The sequence below is a fragment of the Paraburkholderia flava genome, assembly GCF_004359985.1.
Lineage (GTDB): Bacteria > Pseudomonadota > Gammaproteobacteria > Burkholderiales > Burkholderiaceae > Paraburkholderia > Paraburkholderia flava.
Window position 1 is genome coordinate 106,600 of the sequence record NZ_SMRO01000004.1, and the last position, 19,997, is coordinate 126,596.

Annotated in this window: 13 protein-coding genes; 5 read left to right on the forward strand and 8 right to left on the reverse strand. The window is 65.0% G+C overall.

All coding sequences use genetic code 11. The annotated features are described in order from the left end of the window. Positions 1–132 precede the first annotated feature (132 nt). Positions 133–894 (forward strand): glycosyltransferase family 2 protein, encoded by a 762-nt coding sequence (locus tag E1748_RS28520; RefSeq protein WP_133650656.1) that lies wholly within the window; start codon positions 133–135, stop codon positions 892–894. 19 nt (positions 895–913) lie between these two features. Here E1748_RS28520 and dnaE read toward each other — a convergent pair whose 3' ends face one another. Beyond that, complete coding sequence (gene dnaE, locus E1748_RS28525) at positions 914–4,495, reverse strand: DNA polymerase III subunit alpha (RefSeq protein ID WP_133650657.1); 3,582 nt, start codon at positions 4,493–4,495, stop codon at positions 914–916. A gap of 240 nt (positions 4,496–4,735) precedes the next feature. Between dnaE and E1748_RS28530 the strand changes: the two genes are divergently transcribed. Further along, entirely contained in the window at positions 4,736–5,599 is an 864-nt protein-coding gene (locus tag E1748_RS28530) for a sulfurtransferase (protein ID WP_133650658.1), read from the forward strand. A 69-nt stretch (positions 5,600–5,668) separates the two neighbouring features. Beyond that, positions 5,669–6,601, forward strand: coding sequence for a tRNA glutamyl-Q(34) synthetase GluQRS (gene gluQRS, locus E1748_RS28535; RefSeq protein WP_133650659.1), 933 nt, complete (start codon positions 5,669–5,671; stop codon positions 6,599–6,601). Positions 6,602–6,628: 27 nt separating this feature from the next. Here the strand turns inward: gluQRS and E1748_RS28540 are convergent, their stop codons facing one another. The 6 genes from E1748_RS28540 to purT all read right to left on the reverse strand — a co-directional run bounded on the left by E1748_RS28540 (position 6,629) and on the right by purT (position 13,916). Continuing rightward, positions 6,629–8,110 carry a DEAD/DEAH box helicase gene (locus tag E1748_RS28540; protein ID WP_133650660.1) on the reverse strand — a complete coding sequence of 494 codons (1,482 nt, stop codon included), beginning with the start codon at positions 8,108–8,110 and terminating at the stop codon, positions 6,629–6,631. Between the two features lie 357 nt (positions 8,111–8,467). Continuing rightward, complete coding sequence (locus E1748_RS28545; RefSeq protein ID WP_133650661.1) at positions 8,468–9,904, reverse strand: aldehyde dehydrogenase family protein; 1,437 nt, start codon at positions 9,902–9,904, stop codon at positions 8,468–8,470. Between the two features lie 43 nt (positions 9,905–9,947). Then, a complete protein-coding gene (locus E1748_RS28550; protein ID WP_133650662.1) occupies positions 9,948–11,600 on the reverse strand; it encodes an acetolactate synthase large subunit in 1,653 nt (550 codons plus the stop codon). 305 nt (positions 11,601–11,905) lie between these two features. Then, positions 11,906–12,328 (reverse strand): MliC family protein, encoded by a 423-nt coding sequence (locus tag E1748_RS28555; RefSeq protein ID WP_133650663.1) that lies wholly within the window; start codon positions 12,326–12,328, stop codon positions 11,906–11,908. Positions 12,329–12,379: 51 nt separating this feature from the next. After that, positions 12,380–12,619 carry a DUF6726 family protein gene (locus E1748_RS28560; RefSeq protein ID WP_133650664.1) on the reverse strand — a complete coding sequence of 80 codons (240 nt, stop codon included), beginning with the start codon at positions 12,617–12,619 and terminating at the stop codon, positions 12,380–12,382. An 82-nt stretch (positions 12,620–12,701) separates the two neighbouring features. Continuing rightward, positions 12,702–13,916, reverse strand: coding sequence for a formate-dependent phosphoribosylglycinamide formyltransferase (purT, locus tag E1748_RS28565; RefSeq protein WP_133650665.1), 1,215 nt, complete (start codon positions 13,914–13,916; stop codon positions 12,702–12,704). 225 nt (positions 13,917–14,141) lie between these two features. On the opposite strand from purT, the gene E1748_RS28570 reads away from it, so the two are divergent. Together E1748_RS28570 and E1748_RS28575 are read left to right on the forward strand one after the other, a co-directional pair. Then, positions 14,142–14,663, forward strand: a complete 522-nt coding sequence (locus tag E1748_RS28570) for an META domain-containing protein (protein WP_133650666.1) — start codon at positions 14,142–14,144, stop codon at positions 14,661–14,663. A gap of 205 nt (positions 14,664–14,868) precedes the next feature. Next, complete coding sequence (locus E1748_RS28575; protein ID WP_420819360.1) at positions 14,869–18,645, forward strand: FtsK/SpoIIIE family DNA translocase; 3,777 nt, start codon at positions 14,869–14,871, stop codon at positions 18,643–18,645. 62 nt (positions 18,646–18,707) lie between these two features. Here E1748_RS28575 and E1748_RS28580 read toward each other — a convergent pair whose 3' ends face one another. Then, positions 18,708–19,976 (reverse strand): lactonase family protein, encoded by a 1,269-nt coding sequence (locus E1748_RS28580; protein ID WP_133650668.1) that lies wholly within the window; start codon positions 19,974–19,976, stop codon positions 18,708–18,710. Positions 19,977–19,997 lie beyond the last annotated feature (21 nt).

Below are 19,997 nucleotides of genomic sequence, written 5' to 3' on the forward strand. Positions count from 1 at the left end.
GTAAACGGTCGCACGGGCGGTCTGCAGAACCCGCTCGCGGGGCTTCGCGTGGCGCGGTGCGGCGCGCGTGCTGTGTATACTTCGGCAACTCGCTTGTACCACCCGGCTTTTTGCCCCTTCTCCGCCAACCGCATGAAAGAGCCCACCCTCGGCGTCGCGATTATCACGAAAAACGCGGCAAAGCGCCTCGCCGAATGTCTCGCGGCCGTCGCGTTCGCGGACCGGATCGTCGTCGTGGACAGCGGCAGCACCGACGCCACCGTCGACATCGCGCGGCGCCATCACGCCGTCGTGATCGAACACACGGACTGGCCGGGCTTCGGCCCGCAAAAAAACCGCGCACTCGACGCGCTCGACACCGACTGGGTACTGTCGATCGACGCCGACGAAATCGTTTCGCCTGAACTCGCCGCATCGATCCGCGCAGCTATTGTCGCGCCCGCCGCGGACATCTATACGGTCGATCGTCTATCGAGCTTTTGCGGCCAATGGGTGCGTCACAGCGGCTGGTATCCGGACTGGATTGCACGGCTGTTCCGCCGCGGGTCCGCACGCTTTTCCGACGACCTCGTCCACGAACGGCTCGTGTACGACGGCCCGTCGGCGCGTCTCGCGGGCAAGCTGCTACATCACTCGTACGAAGACTTCGAGACCGTGCTGCGCAAGCTCGACGCATATTCGACTGCCGGCGCGCAGCAACGCTACGCGGCCGGCAAGCGCGGCGGTCTCGCGAAGGCGTTACCGCGCGCAGCGTGGGCGTTCGTGCGCACCTACCTGCTGCGCGGTGGATTTCTCGACGGCCGCACCGGCTTCATGATCGCGCTGTTCAACGCGCAGACCGTCTACTACCGTTTCGTGAAGCTCGGGCATCTGCACGATACACGGCGCGGCTGACCCCGGCCGCTCCCACAACTCAATACACGATCTCGATCGAGCTACCCGCGAACTCGCCGCGCAGCGCGGCCAGTAGTTCGTCGGTGGGCTTGACGCGCCATGCGTCGCCGAGGCGCACTTCGCCCTCCGCGTGCTCGCTGCGATAGACGACCTGCACCGTGAGGCCGGATGGAATATGCACCGGCGCACGCTGCCGGTCGCCACCGCCGTAACCGCCGCGTCCGTTGCCGCCGTTTCCGCCACCGTTACCCCCACGCGACGCACTGGGCGCAGCAACCGCAACCGGTGCCACGTCGGGCCCCGCGCAATGCGCTTCCAGCACGCGACGCAACGCGCCCGCATCCGCATTGCCGTTCATCTGCACCTTCACCGCCTGCGCGTAACGGCTGCGCGCGCGTTCGAGGTCCATCACGGTGTCGACCGTGAAGCGAATGCCGCCGGTGAACGCATCGTTGCGTGCCTGCCCCTGCACGACCAGCAGTTCGTCTTCCTTGAACAGCGCGCGGTTCGCTTCGAACTGTTCGTTGAACACGGTGACTTCGCATTGACCAGTGCCGTCGTCGAGCAGCGCGATCAGCATCTTGCCGCGCTGGGTCATCTGCGTGCGCAGCGACGCGATCACGCCGGCCACCAGCTTGTCGCGCCCTTCCTTCAGATCGCCGACCTTCTGACGCACGAAGCGGCGCACCTCGTCCTTGTACGCGTCGAACAGGTGACCCGACAGATAGAAGCCGAGCGCGGCCTTCTCTTCCTGCAGCTTGCGCTTCTCGGCCCACGCGGGTTCGTCGACCAGTTCGTGACCTTGCGACGGCGCGTCGCCCATGTCGAACAGCCCTGCCTGCAGCGCGTTCGCGCTTGCCTGATCGGCAGCTTCCATCGCGAGCGACACCGACGCGATGAGTTGCGCGCGGTTCTCGTGCAGCGTGTCGAACGCGCCGGCGCGGATCAGCGCCTCGACCGTGCGGCGATTCACGATGCGCCGGTCGATCCGGTTGCAGAAATCGAACAGGTCGATGAAAGGGCCGTCTTCACGCGCGCGCAGGATTTCCTCGATCGCGCTCTGGCCGCTGCCCTTCACTGCACCGAGGCCGTAGCGGATCGTCTTAGACCGCTTACCGTCCGCTTCCGCGACCGGCTCGAAGCGGTACGCCGACTGATTGATGTCCGGCGGCAACACCGCCATTCCGTTGACACGGCAGTCCTCGAACAGGATCTTGACCTTGTCGGTATCGTCCATGGCGAGCGACATATTGGCCGCCATGAATTCCGCCGGATGGTGCGCCTTCAGCCACGCGGTGTGATACGCGAGCAGCGCGTACGCGGCAGCGTGCGACTTGTTGAAGCCGTAGCCCGCGAACTTCTCCATCAAGTCGAAGGTTTCGTCCGCTTTCTGGCGCGTAAGACCGTTCTTCGCCGCGCCTTCCGCGAAAATTTCGCGGTGCTTGGCCATTTCCTCGGGCTTCTTCTTGCCCATCGCGCGACGCAACAGATCGGCGCCGCCGAGCGAGTAGCCGCCGAGAATCTGCGCCATCTGCATCACCTGCTCCTGGTAGACCATGATGCCGTAGGTCTCTTTCAGAACAGGTTCGACGCGCGGATCCGGATACTCGACCACTTCGCGGCCGTGCTTCCGCGCGCAGAAGCTCGGGATCAGATCCATCGGGCCCGGACGATACAACGCGACGAGCGCGATGATGTCCTCGAAGCGGTCCGGCTGCGCGTCCTTCAGCATGCCTTGCATGCCGCGGCTTTCCAGCTGGAACACGGCGACCGTGTTGGCCTTCTTGAGGATCGAGAACGACGCGGGATCGTCGAGCGGCACCTGCGCAAGCGACCAGTCGGCCTTCGACGGATCGAGCCTGCGGATATAGCGCTCGGCCCAGTCGAGAATGGTCAGCGTGGTGAGGCCCAAGAAGTCGAACTTCACGAGCCCGACCGCTTCGACGTCGTCCTTGTCGTACTGACTCACGACGCCGCCTTCGTCGCCCTGCGTGTACAGCGGACAGAAATCGGTCAGCTTGCCGGGCGCGATCAGCACACCGCCCGCGTGCATGCCGACGTTACGCGTGAGGCCTTCGACGCGCTGCGCGAGTTCGAGCAGCTGATGCACTTCGTCTTCGTTGTCGAAGCGCTCCTGCAACAGCGGTTCTTCCTTCATCGCGTCGGCGATGGTCACGTGCTTGCCGGGCTTGAACGGGATCAGCTTCGCGATGCCGTCGGTGAAGTTGTAGCCGAGATCGAGCACGCGGCCGATGTCGCGCACCGCGGCCTTCGCGGCCATCGTGCCGAACGTCGCGATCTGCGATACCGCGTCCGCGCCATACTTGCCCTTCACGTAGTGGATCACGCGATCGCGGCCGGCCTGGCAGAAGTCGATATCGAAGTCGGGCATCGACACCCGCTCCGGATTCAGGAACCGTTCGAACAGCAGGTTGTAGCGCAGCGGATCGAGGTCGGTGACGCCGAGCGCATACGCGACCAGCGAACCCGCGCCCGACCCCCGGCCCGGTCCGACCGGCACGCCGTTGTTCTTCGCCCAGTTGATGAAGTCCGCGACGATCAGGAAGTAGCCGGGGAAGCCCATCTTGATGATCGTGCCGCACTCGAACTCGAGCCGCTGGTAGTACGTGTCGCGTTGCCGCGCGCGCTCGGCTTCGTCGGGGAACAGTTGTGCGAGACGCGTCTCGAGGCCGTCTTTCGACAGTTGCACGAGGTAGTCGTCGAGCGACATGCCGTCCGGCGTCGGGAACAGCGGCAGCTTCGGCTTGCCGAGTTCGAGCGTGAGATTGCAGCGTTTCGCGATTTCGACCGTGTTTGCAACCGCCGACGGCAGATCGGCGAACAGCGCCGTCATCTCGTCCTGGCTGCGGAAATACTGCTCGGTCGTAAAGCGTCTCTGGCGTCGCGGATTCGCGAGCATGTCTCCTTCGGAAATGCACACGCGCGCTTCGTGCGCGGTGAAATCGTCCGGCGTCATGTATTGCAGCGGATGCGTCGCGACGACCGGCAGCTTCAGCGACGCGGCAAGCGCAACCGCTTGTTGCACGTACGCTTCGCCACCCGGCTGACCGCTGCGCTGCAGCTCGATGTAGAAGCCGTTCGGGAACACTTTCGCCCAGCGTAGCGCATTGCGCTTCGCCGCTTCATCGTTGCCGGCAGTGAACGCAAGACCGATGTCGCCATGCTGCGCACCCGACAGTGCGAGCAGCCCTTCGGCCAGCCCACCCTCGAGCCATTCCGCTTCGACTTCGGCGCGGCCGCGATACTGGTTCGTGAGCCACGCTTTCGACAGCAGTTCGCACAGGTTCAGATAGCCGCGCTTGTCCTTGACGAGCAGCAGCAGACGCGACGGCTTGTCGCGGTCGGCAGGATTGGTGATCCACACATCGCAGCCCGCGATGGGTTTGACCCCTTTGCTGCGAGCTTCGGTGTAGAAACGGACGAGGCCGAATGCGTTGCCGAGATCGGTGAGCGCGAGCGCGCCCTGACCGTCTTTGGCCGCGGCCGCGACGATGTCGTCGAGGCGCACGATGCCGTCGGCAATCGAGAATTCGGAGTGAACGCGGAGATGGACGAAGCGAGGTTCTGACATGGGCGTCATTGTACAACCGCCCCGCCGAAGATTCGCTCCGCAAACACGGCTTTGGCCGTCCGGCCAGGGTGCTTCGAAGTGGCCGTGTTTGCGCAACGCCGCCATGCGCCTGTGCTGCACGGTTGTGCGCCACCATCGGCCGTTCGGCCAGGTCCGGACCACCCGCCGCTTGAGCGATAATACGGTTTCGAATCTTTTCGCCGGCACCGCCCCCGCCCGGGCCGCCGGCCGTTCTATCGCCGGACCATCATGAGTATCGTCAATCTCGCCGCGTATTACTTCGTCACCCTAGATGCGACCGCCGAATGGCGTCCGCTCGTCGCCGAACGCTGCGCGTCGCTCGGCCTGCGCGGCACGATCCTGCTCGCGCCCGAAGGTATCAACCTGTTCGTCGCCGGCGAGCCCGACAACGCGCACGCGTTCATCGACTACCTGCGCCACGATCCGCTGTTCGAAGGCAAATTCGCGACGCTGCAGTTCAAGGAAAGCCTGTCGGACAAGCAGCCGTTTCGCCGGATGCTCGTCAAGCTCAAACGCGAAATCATCACGATGAAAAAGCCGGCGATCCGGCCCGAGCTGGGCCGCGCCCCGGCCGTCGATGCGCCGACGCTCAAGGCATGGCTCGATCGCGGCCATGACGACGCGGGCCGGCCGGTCGTGATGCTCGATACGCGCAATGCATTCGAAGTCGACGTCGGCACGTTCGACAACGCGCTCGATTACCGCATCACAAAATTCAGCGAGTTTCCGGCGGTGATCGATGCGCATCGCGAGGATCTCGAAGGCAAGACGGTCGTGTCGTTCTGCACCGGCGGGATTCGCTGCGAAAAAGCGGCCATCCACATGAAGGAAGTCGGTATCGAGAATGTCTACCAGCTCGAAGGCGGCATTCTGAAATACTTCGAGGAAGTGGGCGGCGCGCACTACCACGGCGAGTGTTTCGTGTTCGACTATCGCACCGCGCTGAACCCTCAACTCGAACCGACCGCAACCGTTCAATGCTTCGGTTGCCGCGCGGTGGTCAGCCCGGCCGGGCAGCAGTCGCCGCTGTATGTGCCAGGCAAGACGTGTCCCGCGTGCCATCCGGACCGGGACACCGCGCGCGCCGCATGATGGTCTTAGCTGTCGTCGCCGTTATCGCGTTTCCGCGTGCGGCGGCCATGCGTCGCGTCAGTTGAACCCATGACATCCCCGTATCGCGGACGCTTCGCGCCATCCCCCACCGGACCGCTGCATTTCGGCTCGCTCGTCAGCGCGCTCGCGAGCTGGCTCGATGCACGCGCGCATGGCGGAACGTGGCTCGTGCGGATCGAGGATGTCGATGCACCGCGCACGGTGCCGGGCGCAGCGGAAGACATCCTCGCGACGCTCGCCCGCTTCGGTATGGAAGCCGACGAGCCGCCCGTCTGGCAAAGCGCACGCAGCGCGCAATACGCACAGGCATTCGACCAGTTGAAGGACGCGGGCTTCGTCTATCCGTGCGGCTGCACGCGCAAAGAAATCGCCGATTCGCTGCTGCATGCGCACGCGCGTCACACAACGCTCGCGTATCCGGGCACCTGTCGCGACGGTCTGCACGGCAAGCCTGCTCGTGCATGGCGTCTGCGGGTGCCGGACGAAGCTTCCAACGGAAATGAAGCGACCGTGTCGTTCGTCGATCGCTGGCAGGGACCGCAATCGCAGAATCTCGCCACCGAGGTCGGCGACTTCGTGCTGCTGCGCGCGGATCATCAGTGGGCGTATCAACTGGCGGTGGTTGTCGATGACGCAGAAGCGCACATCACGCACATCGTGCGCGGCGCCGACCTGCTCGATTCGACCGCACGGCAGATCTATCTGCAGCACTGCCTCGGCGTACTGACGCCTGCGTATCTGCATGTGCCGGTCGTCACCAACGACGACGGCGAGAAACTCAGCAAACAGACCGGCGCGAAACCGCTAGACGCGACGCATCCGCTCGACGCGCTGCATGAAGCGGCGCGCTTTCTCGGACTGGATCTGGATCTGGGGACGGAAACTGAAACGAAAACAACAGGAGATGCACCGTTGACCGCGTTCTATCGCGCAGCAACGGCTGCATGGGGACGGCGCTTCGTGGAGCCCGAAACGGCGTAGGTTGTTTCAGGCTCTTTGCAGAACGGGTTACGACGAAGAAGAAGACTTCCGCGGCATCCCAAACCCACCAAGCAGCGCGGCAAGCGGCTGCTTCGTGGTCTTCTGCGACTGCGACTGCGCGGACGAATCGGCCGCATCGTCATCGGCCTTGCGAGCCGTCGGCGACGGCTCATACGGCTTCAGGAAAAACTCGTCGACCGGTTGCTGGCGATGCGTATGCGGACGATCGAACGACGGACCGCCCGAACGCCGGCGCACCGACCGGTCGTCGCGGCCTTCACGACCCTCGCGCCCGTCGCGGCGACCATTCGACGAGCCGCGCTCCTCGTGATGCCGCACCGGCGCTTCGACCGTCAGATGTCCCACGTCGAGCGGCCGCTTGATCAGCTTCTCGATGTCCGCGAGCTGCTTGCGTTCGTTCGGGCTGCACAGCGACAGTGCGTCACCCAATGCGCCCGCGCGCCCGGTACGACCGATCCGGTGCACGTAGTCTTCCGCGCTGAACGGCAGATCGAAGTTGATCACAGTCGGCAGTTCGACGATGTCGAGCCCGCGCGCGGCGACGTCGGTTGCAACCAGTGCTTCGATCTCGCCGCGCTTGAATGCGTCGAGCGCCTGCATCCGCTCGTTCTGGGTACGGTCGCCGTGAATCGCGGTCGCCACCACGCCGCTCTTTTCGAGCGAGCGCGCGAGGCGGCTCGCGCCGATCTTGCTGTTGCAGAACACCAGAACCTGTTTCAGGCTGCGCTCGCGGATCAGTTGCACGACCGCGCCGGTCTTGTCGCCTTCCGCCACTTCGTAGACGGTCTGCGTGACGTTGGTCGCGGTGGAGTTGCTGCGCGCGACTTCGATGGTTTGCGGATTGCGCAGGTAGGTCGCGGCCAGCTTCTTGATTTCGCCGGAGAACGTCGCCGAGAACAGCAGCGTCTGACGCTCTTTCGGCAGCAGGTTCAGGATGCGCTGCAGATCGGGGAGGAAGCCCATGTCGAGCATCCGGTCGGCCTCGTCGAGCACCAGCATCTGCACCTGGCCCAGGTTCGCGGTTTTCTGCTGCACGTGATCGAGCAGCCGGCCCGGCGTCGCGATCAGTACTTCGACACCGCGCCGCAGCGCCTCGGATTGCGGATTCATGTCGACCCCGCCGAACACGACCGCGCTGCGCAGCGGCGTGTGCTTCGCGTAAGCCTCGACGTTGGCGGCGACCTGGTCGGCGAGTTCGCGGGTCGGCGTGAGGATCAGCGCGCGCACCGGATGGCGTGCCGGCGATGCGCTCGTGCTCGCGAGCGGCAGCAGCCGCTGGATGATCGGCAGCGAGAAGCTCGCCGTCTTGCCGGTGCCGGTCTGGGCGGCGCCCATCACGTCGCGCCCGGACAGCACGACGGGAATCGCCTGGGCCTGGATAGGCGTGGGCGTCGTGTAGCCTTGCTCGGCGATCGCCTTCAGGATGTCGGCGGATAGACCAAACTGGTCGAAAGTCGCGTTGCTGGGCGTGACGTCTGTGTCGGACATGGTGGCTTTCGCTAAAAATGCGCTCGCGCGATGCGCGCGGCAGCGGCCGGAAAGCCGCAGAGGCATTGTGATGAAGGCGGAGCCACGATTACCGTACGCGGCCCTGCATGGGGTCGTGCGCTGCGACAGACATGCCTTGCATGTTCTCTGCATGTCTCAATACGCGCGCGGGGACCGTGGAAACTGCAGGCTACGGTGACGGCCGGCTCCGGCCGGCGGCGATACAAACCAATACCCGCCGGAAAGGCCGGTATTGTAGCACCCCAATGCAAACGCCCGTGCGACGGGCAAGCACCCCGCCGCACGGGCCCGGCAAGGCGGCCGGAGCCTCCCTGCGATACTGCTGCCGCCCCGGAGCTACCAGGTCTCGCGCATCACCATCAGGCGCAGCTCGGTCATGTCCTCAATCGCGTAGCGCACCCCTTCGCGGCCCAGCCCCGAGTCCTTCACACCACCATACGGCATGTTGTCGACGCGGAACGACGGCACGTCGTTGATCACGACGCCGCCCACGTCCAGCGTGTCCCACGCGGCGTGCGCGTGCGCGAGCGAATCGGTGAATACGCCGGCCTGCAGGCCGAAGTCGCTGTCGTTGACGGTCGCGAGCGCATCGGCGAAATCGTCGAAGCGTTCGAGAATTGCGACCGGACCGAACGCTTCCTTCCGATACAGATCGGTGTCGCGTCCGACCTGCTCGAGCAGCGTCGCCTCGAACATCGCGCCGTCCACCTTCCCGCCCGCGACGATCTTCGCGCCCGCCTTCACTGCGCTCTCCATCCAGCCGGCCAGGCGGTTCGATTCGGACTCGGAGATCATCGGGCCCACGAAAGTCTTCTCGTCCTTCGGGTCGCCCATTTTCAGCGACTTCGTTTTCGCGATCAGCTTTTCGCGCAGCGCATCGTACAGCGACCCATGCACGAGAATCCGCTGCACGCCGATGCAACTCTGCCCCGACTGATAGAACGCACCGAACGCCAACCGGTCGACGACGTAATCAAGCTTGCCGCCCTGGTCGCCGTCGACGATCGCCGCCGCGTTGCCACCCAGTTCGAGAATCACCTTCTTCTTGCCGGCCTTCTTCTTCAGATCCCAGCCGACCGCCGGCGAGCCGGTGAACGACAGCAGCTTGAAGCGTTCGTCGGTCGTGAACAGATCCGCGCCGTCGCGATGCGCGGGCAGCACCGAGAACGCGCCCTTCGGCAGATCGGTTTCCGCGAGCACTTCGGCGATGATCAGCGCGCCGATCGGCGTGCGACTCGCCGGCTTCAGCACGAACGGCACGCCTGCGGCCAGCGCCGGCGCGACCTTGTGCGCGGCGAGATTCAGCGGGAAGTTGAACGGCGAGATGAACGAGCACGGCCCAATCGGCACGCGCTTCACGTAGCCGTGATAGCCCTTCGCGCGCGGCGAGATTTCAAGATTGATGATCTCGCCGTCGATACGCACCGACTCTTCCGCAGCGATCCTGAATGTATCGATCAGCCGCGTGACTTCGCCGCGCGAATCGTTGATCGGCTTGCCGGCCTCGATGCACAACGCCATCGCCAGTTCGTCGTAGCGTTCGCGAAAACGTTTCACGCAGTGGTCCAGCACCGCCTGGCGCTTGAACGGTGGGTACGCGCGCATCGCGGGCATTGCATCGACGGCAGCGGCGATTGCTTTATCGATGGCGGCCGCGTCGGCAAGCGCGACGCGCGTCGCGACTTCGCCGCTGAATTTATCGGTGACTTCGAGATCGGTGTTCGCCGCCACCGGCTCGTTCGCGAGGTAGTACGGGTAAGTCTTCTGCAACATGACACGTTCTCCTTGATGCGATGGAATCAGTCTCGTACCGCGTTCAGAGCTGCGCGCTCAGCCGCTTGATTTCGCGGTTCAGCACGCGCTCGTTGTCCGAGTAGTCGATCGGCAGATCGATCACGTGCACGCCCGGCGTCGCGAAGCAGTCGCGCAGCAGCGGCGCGAACTCGTCGGCGGCCGTCACGCGATGACCATGCGCGCCGTAGCTCTTCGCGTAGTCGACGAAATCGGGGTTGCGCAGCGTCATCCCGTAGTCGGGGAAATTCATGTTCTCCTGCTTCCAGCGGATCATCCCGAACGCGTCGTCGCGCAGGATCAGCACGACCAGATCGAGCTTCAACCGCACCGCCGTTTCGAGTTCCTGCGAGTTCATCATGAAGCCGCCGTCGCCGCACACCGCGATCACCTTGCGGTCGGGATGAACAATCTTCGTCGCGATCGCGGACGGCAGCCCCGCGCCCATCGACGCAAGTGCGTTGTCCAGCAGGATCGAATTCGGTTCGTGCGCGCGGTAGTAGCGCGCGAACCAGATCTTGTACATGCCGTTGTCGAGACACAGGATGCCGTCGACCGGCGTCGCGTTGTACACGTCGTTGACGATGCGCACCGGGTACATCGGGAAGCGGTTGTCGTGCTGGCCCTTCGCGAGATGCTCGTCGAAGTGCTGCTTGATCTCGATGAAGCGCGCGAAGTCCCACTGCGTCTCGCGGCCCTTCAAGCTTTCCTTCAACTGCCACACCGCGTTCGCGATGTCGCCGACCACCTCGATCTGCGGGAAGTACACCGGATCGACTTCCGCACCGAGGAAGTTCACGTGGATCACGGTCTTCTCGCCGGAGTCGGCGCCGCGCATGAAGAACGGCGGCTTCTCGATCACGTCGTGACCGACGTTGATGATGCAGTCCGCGTGATCGATCGCGCGGTGCACGAAGTCGCCGTCGGACAAGGTGGCGTTGCCGAGCCACATCGGATGCGATTCGTCGATCACGCCCTTGCCCATCTGCGTCGTGAAGAACGGAATGCCGATCTGGTCGACGAATTCGCGCAGCATCTTCGTCGTGGTCTTGCGGTTGCCGCCCGCGCCGATCATCAGCAGCGGATGCTTCGCGCCGGCGATCGCCTCGACTGCGTGCGCGATCGCCTTCTCTTCGGCGACCGGGCGGCGACTGTAGCTTTTCGGAATCGGTTTGCCGTCGCCTTCTTCATCGGCGACGTCCTCGGGCAGCTCCAGATGCGCGGCACCGGGGCGTTCTTCCTCGGCCTGGCGGAACGCTTCGCGCACCGTCGCCGGAATATTGCCGATCGACACGATCTGCCGCGTGTACTTGGTCAGCGGCTCCATCATCCGCACCACGTCGACGATCTGGAAGTGCCCCTGCTTGCTGGTCTTGATCGGCTTCTGGCCGGTGACCATCAGCATCGGCATGCCGCCCAGTTGCGCGTAAGCCGCCGCGGTCACGAAATTCGTCGCGCCTGGGCCGAGCGTCGACAGACAGACGCCGGTGCGTCCGGTGAGCCGGCCGTAAGTCGCCGCCATGAAACCGGCAGCCTGTTCGTGACGCGTGAGAATGAGCTTGATTTTCGAGCGCCGCAGCGACTCGAGCAGATCCAGGTTTTCTTCGCCGGGGATGCCGAACACGTACTCGACACCTTCGGCTTCCAGCGACTTGACGAATAGATCCGATGCTTTCATGGAGAGTCTCGCTTTGACGGACAGACGCAGGCAGCGTGCCTGCGCGAGGGGTTCCGGGAAAGAACATTCGCAGGGGGCGATGTCGCGCGAGGCGCATGCGAACGCCTGCTCGCATGCGCCTCGCGGCGCCGGAACACAGCTTACTCCCTGGTGCGGAAAGATGTGCGCAGGCGGGCGACTTCATGTGACGTGTGCAGCGGCATGCGCTGCGTCGTCACATGAACGACAGAGGGAGGGTGAAGAAGACGAATCGCGAGATAGCCGTTGCGGCCTGGAGCGCAGGCCCGCGCGATTGTCGAAGGTCGCTAGCGAACCAGCGTGATGCAGTCGGACAACACCGGCGGTGCGTTGTCGCCGGCGGTCGCGTCGTACAGGTCGGCGCGCGGTCCCTTGGTCCACCATGTGTAGCTGCCCGCCTGATATTTCACCCCCGACGCCGACAGCGTATTGACGAACAGCAGCGTCTTCCCGTCGACGGGCAGCAACGCGAAGCTCTGTCCGTTCGCAGTGTTCCAATACGTGACGTGCAGGATCTTGCCGGTCGCGCAGGTGTACTGCTGCGTCTGGCGGTTTTTCGTCTGGATGTCGGTGAGATGCAGCGGCGCGGCGGATGCGCTACTGATTGCGCCGATGGTGCCGATCGCCGCGACCGTGAACAGCGACGCAGCGATAAACGTCCGCGCGATGACTTCCGTTGCGCCTGATGCGGTGACCTGCCGTTTCTTCATTGCGTTTTCTGCTCCGTGGTGGGCCTGACAGGAATGACGCGATCGTTCTGCTTACGGATCGATCACGTCCGCGCACGCATCGGTCGGCGCGGCGGCGACGTGACCGACGAGCGGCACGATCTTCAATCCCGCCGATGCGACGCGGCACGGCGCGGCGGCCAGCCCGCAGCCGCTCAGCCCGACGCATAACGCGGCCAACGTCGCGAATACGCCTGCGCGACCGATGAGGCCGACGCGGCCACGGCGATCATCCGAACCCGAATGCAACGATGTCTGTGGTTGCTGCTTCATGATTACCTCTCTTGATCCGCACGACAAAACGACGTGCGAATCGGTCCACCTTCTTGCCTGCTTAATCGACAGATAACACCACTCACCCCGCCGACACCGGACGCACTGCCGCCGCTGCCTGCTTTGCGCGCGCCCGCGCCTCATCGACATTCGCACCGCTCGCGAGCGCGACGCCCATCCGCCGCTTGACGAAGCTCTCCGGCTTGCCGAACAGCCGCAAGTCGGAGCCCGGCACGGCCAGCGCCTGCGCGACGCCTTCAAACGCGATGCCCGCTTCGTCGAGCCCGCCGTAGATCACCGCGGACGCACCCGGCGAGCGCAGCGACGTATCGACCGGCAGACCGAGAATCGCACGTGCATGCAGTTCGAACTCCGAGAGCCTCTGCGTGCACAGCGTAACGAGGCCCGTATCGTGCGGACGCGGACTGACCTCCGAAAACCATACGTCATCGCCGCGCACGAAAAGTTCCACGCCGAAGAGACCGCGCCCGCCGAGCGCCTCGGTCGATTTGTGCGCGACTTCGCGCGCGCGTTCGAGCGCAAGCTGGCTCATCGGCTGCGGCTGCCACGATTCGACGTAGTCGCCAGCAACCTGCACGTGGCCGATCGGATCGCAGAAATACGTGGCAATCTCGCCGGTGGCGGGGTCGATGGCACGGACGGTCAGCTGCGTGATTTCGTATTCGAAATCGATAAAGCCCTCGACGATCACGCGGCCGTGATTCACGCGTCCGCCCGCCATCGCGTACTGCCAGGCGTGCTCGACGTCGGCATCGCTCTTCAGCACCGACTGCCCCTTGCCCGACGACGACATCACCGGCTTCACGACGCACGGATAGCCGACCTTCGCGATACCCGCGCGCAGTTCGTCGAGCGAATCGGCGAACGCGTACGGCGACGTCGGCAGGCCGAGTTCTTCGGCGGCGAGACGACGGATGCCTTCGCGGTTCATCGTGAGTTGCGTCGCGCGCGCGGTCGGGATCACTTCGGCGAGGCCGTCGGCTTCGATCGCGGCGAGTGCGTCGGTGGCGATCGCCTCGATCTCGGGCACGATCAGATGCGGCTTCTCCGACTCGACGAGCGCGCGCAGCGCGGCGGCGTCGGTCATGTCGATCACGTGCGCGCGATGCGCGACCTGGTGGCCCGGCGCATCGGCATAACGATCGACCGCGATCACCTCGACGCCGAGCCGTTGCAGCGCGACGATCACTTCCTTGCCGAGCTCGCCCGCGCCGAGCAGCATGACGCGCGTCGCCGACGCCGAAAGCGGGGTGCCGATCCGTTGGCCGATCTGCATGAGGTCTCCAGAAAAATCCAGTGGGGAATGAGAGAAAAGTGCGATTCAGTCAGCGATGTTAACACGCGCGTACAGGCGGCTGCGGCGCCGTTCGGCGGTCGTCCGAAAGGCCAGTCGCGCCTGTCGATACGGCACTCGATAGCCGATGCATCCCGGCGACGCTCGCGTGCGGGACGCGGAGTGCGTTACCCTTACGCCTTCGCCAGTTTGAAGAGGAACGACGCCATGCCCTCAACGTCTTCCGCACGAATCGTGCGCCGCATCGCGCCGCTCGCCGTGCTGACCGTTGCCGCGCTGCTCGCCGGATGTTCGCTGCCGGTTCACACCGACGCGTCCGCGCCCCTGCCCGACCCGTTCAATCCGGCGGCGACCCAGTTACTCGACGACACGAGCTGGGACCTGACCACGTGGACCCAGGCGAACGGTTCGCCGCGCGACATCCCGCACGCGGACGGCAAACCGGTGACGCTGGTACTGTCGACCGCGACCGGACAGCGGCGCGCGAATGGTTTCTCGGGCTGCAACCGCTACATGGGCACGTATGCATTGAAGGATGGCAAGCTGTCGTTCGGACTGCTCGCCGGCACGCGGATGGCATGCCACACGCCGGGCGGCGAACTGGAACCCGCGTATCTCGACGCACTCGAACACATCGCGCGCACCGGCGTACAGATGCGCGCGCCGCAGCAACTTCAACTGACGCTCGAGAACGGCGATACGCTGCTGTTTTCGCGCAGTGGACAGTGAAGACAATGAGCGGCGTGCGGCATCGTCGCCTGCGTCGCTCGTCGTTTTTTGTTCATCGTGTTGATTGAATTGTTCACCGCGCGTTCGCCGTGTTTATTGCTTGCGGCGCGCCGTCGACGCGCAGTCACGGTATGTGTCATCGAAGCACGTCGCTTCGCCGGTTTAAACTCGACGGATTGCGCATCCGCGCGTCCGCCATTCGTTGATGTCTAGCATGCACACGGTAGTTTTCGGCTGGTTCGGCGTATCGGCCGTCTGGTTCATTCCCTTGTTCGGGCGTCTCGTCAGGGCCATGCTGCCTGGCGGCGTCGGGCTGCGCGGCCCCGGCACGATCCGGCTGTGGCTCGGCTTCGTGTGCGTGCTCGTCGCGAGCTGCACGCTCGAGGCGGCACTCGTCGACAAGTTCGGCATCGCCGGCACCGACGGACTCGGACACGCGCTGGCTGCCGGCTTAGGTCATCTGCTCGGGCAGATCGGCACGCCGCTTGTGATGCTCGCGCTGTGGCTCGTCAGCTTGCCGTGGTTGATTGGTTTCCGGTGGGGTTCGGTTGCTGCCTGGGCCGATGCGGCGTTCGGGCTGGGGTTTGGTTTTGGCTCGGGCCGCCCGGACTCCGGTTCGAACGCCGGCAAGAAGCGACGCGACAGCGGCGAGTCGCGCAACCGGCGCGGCACCGACGAAGGTCTTCCCGTCGCACCCGCGACGAATACCGTCAACACGATGGCGCCGAAATCGCAGGGCCGCTATGCGCGACCGACTGCGTGGCGGCCGCCTGTGACTGCACGCGATACGACGCGTTCACCGTCCTCTTCGACAGCAGGTTCCGGCGCAGGCACGCGTGTATTGCGCGGCGCTACGGTACCGGGAACGGTACGGTCTACACCCTCATCTTTATCTTCTTCTACATCGGCGTCGGCGGATCGTGCATGGACACCCACTGAGCCGGTCGCGCCTGCGGGCTGGCTGCGCGATCCGGGCAACGTCGCGCGTGGTGCGACGGCCAGTGGGGTAGCGAGCGTTGCCGGCGGCGGCGTTGCGCGCATGGCGCAAGCTACGCCATCGACCGCGCGGCCGGCGACGCCTGCCCGGCCATCGTCTTCGCTGCCTCCTTCAACTGCGTCTTCGCAGCCGATGCCATCGCAAGGGCAGCACGTCACGCGTGCGCCGAGCGGCAGTGCCGCGCGCGATGCGCTGCCGCCTTCGCGTGTCCCGCTACAGACATCGCAACGTCCTGCAATGGGAAGCGACGCGACCGGTGCGCCACCTCGCACGACGCGCGCGCCCGCATTCACGCGAACGGTCGCGCCGGCATCGCCCGCCACGCGCGTCACGCCGCCGCCGAGCGTTCAGGAAACGCTGCGCAGCATCGAAGAGAACACCGCACGCTGGACCACGCTTGCGGGCGCGAGTCTCGCGCGTCGTCATGCGGATCAGGGTGCGGCGGGTGAGCAAGAAGGGAGTGGTATCGATGCAGTGCCCGTGCGCAGCGGCGATGGTCCGGTGAACGACACGGTGGCGAGTGCTGTTGTGCCGGTCGTTGCTGCGGCAGTTGGTTCTACGCCCGCTCAGGCTGTCGCGAGCGATACGGCCTCTTTCGATCTGAATTCGCATGTGAAGGATGATGCGGCGACCCACGCAGACGCGGCGAGTATCGATGCGCCCGCCGCGACGATTCCTGCCACTGCCGTGCCGACTGTCGGCGACCAGAATGCGTTCGCTACAACCGCTGCGGGCGCTGTATCGCCCGACGTTCCCTTCGCAGCGCCGGACCCTGTTGCATCGGTTGCCGCGATGGCGGGCGTCGCGTCGTCTGTCGCATCGATGACCGATGCGGCACATGCTTCTGGAACGATCACGCCGCAGTCGCAAATCGATGCGCCGGTCGAAGCATCCGTACCGACCGACACACCCGTCGCACCATCGCATACGCCGCTGCCCGACACCGGCGTCGTTGCGCATGACGCCACTCCCACACCTTTGCCGCCGTCGTTGCAACGAGCCGAGCCGGTCTCGATGCTCGCGGCTGTGATGGATGCGACGTCGGCAGCTGCGGTCGCTCAGTCGGTTCCTGCACAGCAGCCAGTCTCTACGCCACCATGGGAGATACCCACCCCGGCGCCCGCTGCTGCATCGACCGACGCCGAGTCGCACACATCGCATCACACGGCCGACGAGCCTCGCACCCACTACCCGACGACCGGCTCGCAGACGTCGCCAGTTGTCGATGCCGGGCAGAGCAACGGCGCGACCCCGCCAACCCACACGCGCGAACAGCCCGCGACGACGTACGTCGAACCTGACGACACCGCCGTCCCCACGCACACGTCAGCGCCGTCGAACGTAGTCCGCTTCCCCGGCCTGCCGCCTGTCGACGTCGAGGTAACGCCCGCAGCACCAGGCCACGCATCGTCGAACACCGGCGCCGAGCCCGCCGCCGACCTCACCGCCCGCCCTCCCCTCGGCCACTCGCCGACGAGCTTCGAGTTCCACGCGCCGGCCGCATCATCGGTCGAACTGCCGTCGCTCGATCTGCTCGAACGCGCATCGACCGACGTCGAGCCGGTCTCCGACGAACGGCTCGCCGAAACCAGCGCGCTGATCGAACAGCGTCTGCAGGAATTCAAGGTGCCGGTGACGGTGGTCGGCGCATCGGCGGGACCGGTGATCACGCGCTTCGAAGTCGAGCCCGCGCTCGGCGTGCGCGGCAGCCAGATCGTCGGGCTGATGAAGGATCTGTCGCGCGGCCTCGGCCTCACGTCGATCCGCGTCGTCGAGACGATTCCCGGCAAGACCTGCATGGGCCTGGAACTGCCGAACGCGAAACGCCAGACGATCCGCCTGTCGGAAATTCTCGAAGCCCGCGTGTACCAGCAGTCGCCTTCGCATCTGACGATCGCGATGGGCAAGGACATCACCGGTCATCCGGTCGTCACCGATCTCGCGAAAGCGCCGCACATGCTCGTCGCGGGCACGACGGGTTCGGGCAAGTCGGTCGCGATCAACGCGATGATCGTGTCGCTGCTGTACAAGGCGGCGCCCGAGGACGTGCGCCTCATCATGATCGATCCGAAGATGCTGGAACTGTCCGTGTACGAGGGCATTCCGCATCTGCTCGCACCGGTCGTCACCGACATGAAGCTCGCCGCGAACGCGTTGAACTGGTGCGTCGGCGAAATGGAAAAGCGCTACCGGTTGATGTCGGCGGTCGGCGTGCGCAATCTCGCGGGCTTCAACCAGAAGATCCGCGACGCGAATGCCGCAGGCAAGAAGCTCGGCAATCCGTTCTCGCTGACACCCGATGCGCCCGAACCGCTCGCGAAACTGCCGATGATCGTCGTCGTGATCGACGAACTCGCGGACCTGATGATGGTCGCGGGCAAGAAAATCGAAGAGCTGATCGCGCGGCTCGCGCAGAAGGCGCGCGCGGCCGGCATCCATCTGATTCTCGCGACGCAGCGTCCGTCGGTCGATGTGATCACCGGCCTCATCAAGGCGAACATTCCGACGCGCGTCGCGTTCCAGGTGTCGTCGAAAATCGACTCGCGCACGATCCTCGACCAGATGGGCGCGGAGTCCCTGCTCGGCCAGGGCGACATGCTGTTCCTGCCGCCCGGCACGGGTTACCCGCAGCGTGTGCACGGCGCGTTCGTCGCCGATGAGGAAGTGCATCGGATCGTCGAGTATCTGAAGCAGTTCGGCGAACCGCAGTACGAAGAAGGCATCCTCGACGGCCCGGCGACCGAAGGCGCGACGCAGGACCTGTTCGGCGACGCGCCCGATGCGGAAGCCGATCCGCTGTACGACGAAGCGGTCGCGTTCGTCGTGCGCACGCGGCGTGCGTCGATCTCGTCGGTGCAGCGGCAACTGCGCATCGGCTACAACCGCGCGGCACGACTCGTCGAGCAGATGGAAGCGGCGGGACTGGTGTCGTCGATGGGCATCAACGGCAGCCGCGAAGTACTGGCGCCTGGACCGGCTGAATAAGCGAAGCGGACGGCGGGCTCGCCGTCCACTCTCGTTGCGCTACCCTCGGCAGCAACGCCCGGTCACGACGGCGACACCAGCTTGAAGTCGACCGGCGAACCGATATCGAGCCGCTTCGGATTCGGTTCGAGCAAGCCAGTCTGCGCATCGCGCCGGAACACATAGGCGGTGTCGCTGTTCTGGTTGCCGACGATCAGCCATTTCCCGGTCGGATCGATCGTGAATTCGCGCGGCGACTTGCCGAGACTCGACTGGCGTCCGACCAGTTTCAGATGACCGTTCGACGCATCGACCGCGTAGATGACGATCTCGTTCGCGTCGCCGCGATTGCTCGCGTACAGGAAGCGTCCATCCGGCGACATATGAATCGCCGATCCACCAAGCGCCCCCTTGAACCCAGGCGCCGCCAGCGGCAACACCTGCACGAGCTTCAACCGGCCATCGGCGTAATCGAACACGCTGACCGTCGCCGCGAGTTCGCTCGTCAGATACGCATGTCGGCCATCGGCATCGAATATCAGGTGACGCGGACCGGTGCCCGCCTTCACGTCGGTGTAGCGCACTTCGGTCGGACCGAACAGGCCGCGGCTACCGTCGGGCGTGTAGCGATACGAATAGAGCTTGTCGGCGCCGAGGTCCTGCGTGAACAGATAATGACCGTCCGGCGAGAACACGGTGGAGTGCACGTGCGAATTGTCCTGGCGTCCCTTCACCGGACCGCCGCCTTCGTGATGCACGTTCAGCACGGACGCGCCGACCTGGCCATCGGGCTGCAACGGAAACACCGAGAAGCTGCCGCCCGGATCGGCCGCGACCGAGTAGTTCGCGGTCAGCAGATATTTGCCGTCCGGCGACAGGCTCAGATAGCACGGATCGTTTCCTTCCGATGAGACCTTGTTCAGAAAAGTGAGCTGCCCGCTCTGCGGATCGAAACCGAATGCGCTGATGCCTCCGCGCTGCGATGCGGGACCGTTGTCGCCGGGCAGCTCGTTGACCGAGTACACATGCCGGCGATCGCTGCTTACGACGAGGTACGACGGGTTCACGGTGCGTACCGACGACAGCGGCGTCGCTTCGCCGGTCTTCGTGTCGAAGCGGTAGACGTAGATGCCTTCGCTCTTGCCGCCGGTGTACGTGCCGACGAGCATGTCGTAGACACCATCGGCGGGAACGGCGGCCGGTGTCTGCGTTTGCGCGAACGCCTGAGGAGCGGCTTGGGATGCGACGATCGTGGCCATGAGGACGAAACCTTTTATTATCGAGCGGGCGGATCCAGCCTTGTTGCAAGACTGCGGCGCGATGTTTGCTACTGCCCGGTTAGTGCAATGCATGACGACCTCCTGAACGGCGGA

Excerpts from the sequence above, each read along its gene's own strand:
- E1748_RS28520 (WP_133650656.1), top strand. The coding sequence starts at position 133 with ATGAAAGAGCCCACCCTCGGCGTCGCGATTATCACGAAAAACGCGGCA.
- dnaE (WP_133650657.1), bottom strand. The coding sequence starts at position 4,495 with ATGACGCCCATGTCAGAACCTCGCTTCGTCCATCTCCGCGTTCACTCC.
- E1748_RS28530 (WP_133650658.1), top strand. The coding sequence starts at position 4,736 with ATGAGTATCGTCAATCTCGCCGCGTATTACTTCGTCACCCTAGATGCG.
- gluQRS (WP_133650659.1), top strand. The coding sequence starts at position 5,669 with ATGACATCCCCGTATCGCGGACGCTTCGCGCCATCCCCCACCGGACCG.
- E1748_RS28540 (WP_133650660.1), bottom strand. The coding sequence starts at position 8,110 with ATGTCCGACACAGACGTCACGCCCAGCAACGCGACTTTCGACCAGTTT.
- E1748_RS28545 (WP_133650661.1), bottom strand. The coding sequence starts at position 9,904 with ATGTTGCAGAAGACTTACCCGTACTACCTCGCGAACGAGCCGGTGGCG.
- E1748_RS28550 (WP_133650662.1), bottom strand. The coding sequence starts at position 11,600 with ATGAAAGCATCGGATCTATTCGTCAAGTCGCTGGAAGCCGAAGGTGTC.
- E1748_RS28555 (WP_133650663.1), bottom strand. The coding sequence starts at position 12,328 with ATGAAGAAACGGCAGGTCACCGCATCAGGCGCAACGGAAGTCATCGCG.
- E1748_RS28560 (WP_133650664.1), bottom strand. The coding sequence starts at position 12,619 with ATGAAGCAGCAACCACAGACATCGTTGCATTCGGGTTCGGATGATCGC.
- purT (WP_133650665.1), bottom strand. The coding sequence starts at position 13,916 with ATGCAGATCGGCCAACGGATCGGCACCCCGCTTTCGGCGTCGGCGACG.
- E1748_RS28570 (WP_133650666.1), top strand. The coding sequence starts at position 14,142 with ATGCCCTCAACGTCTTCCGCACGAATCGTGCGCCGCATCGCGCCGCTC.
- E1748_RS28575 (WP_420819360.1), top strand. The coding sequence starts at position 14,869 with ATGTCTAGCATGCACACGGTAGTTTTCGGCTGGTTCGGCGTATCGGCC.
- E1748_RS28580 (WP_133650668.1), bottom strand. The coding sequence starts at position 19,976 with ATGCATTGCACTAACCGGGCAGTAGCAAACATCGCGCCGCAGTCTTGC.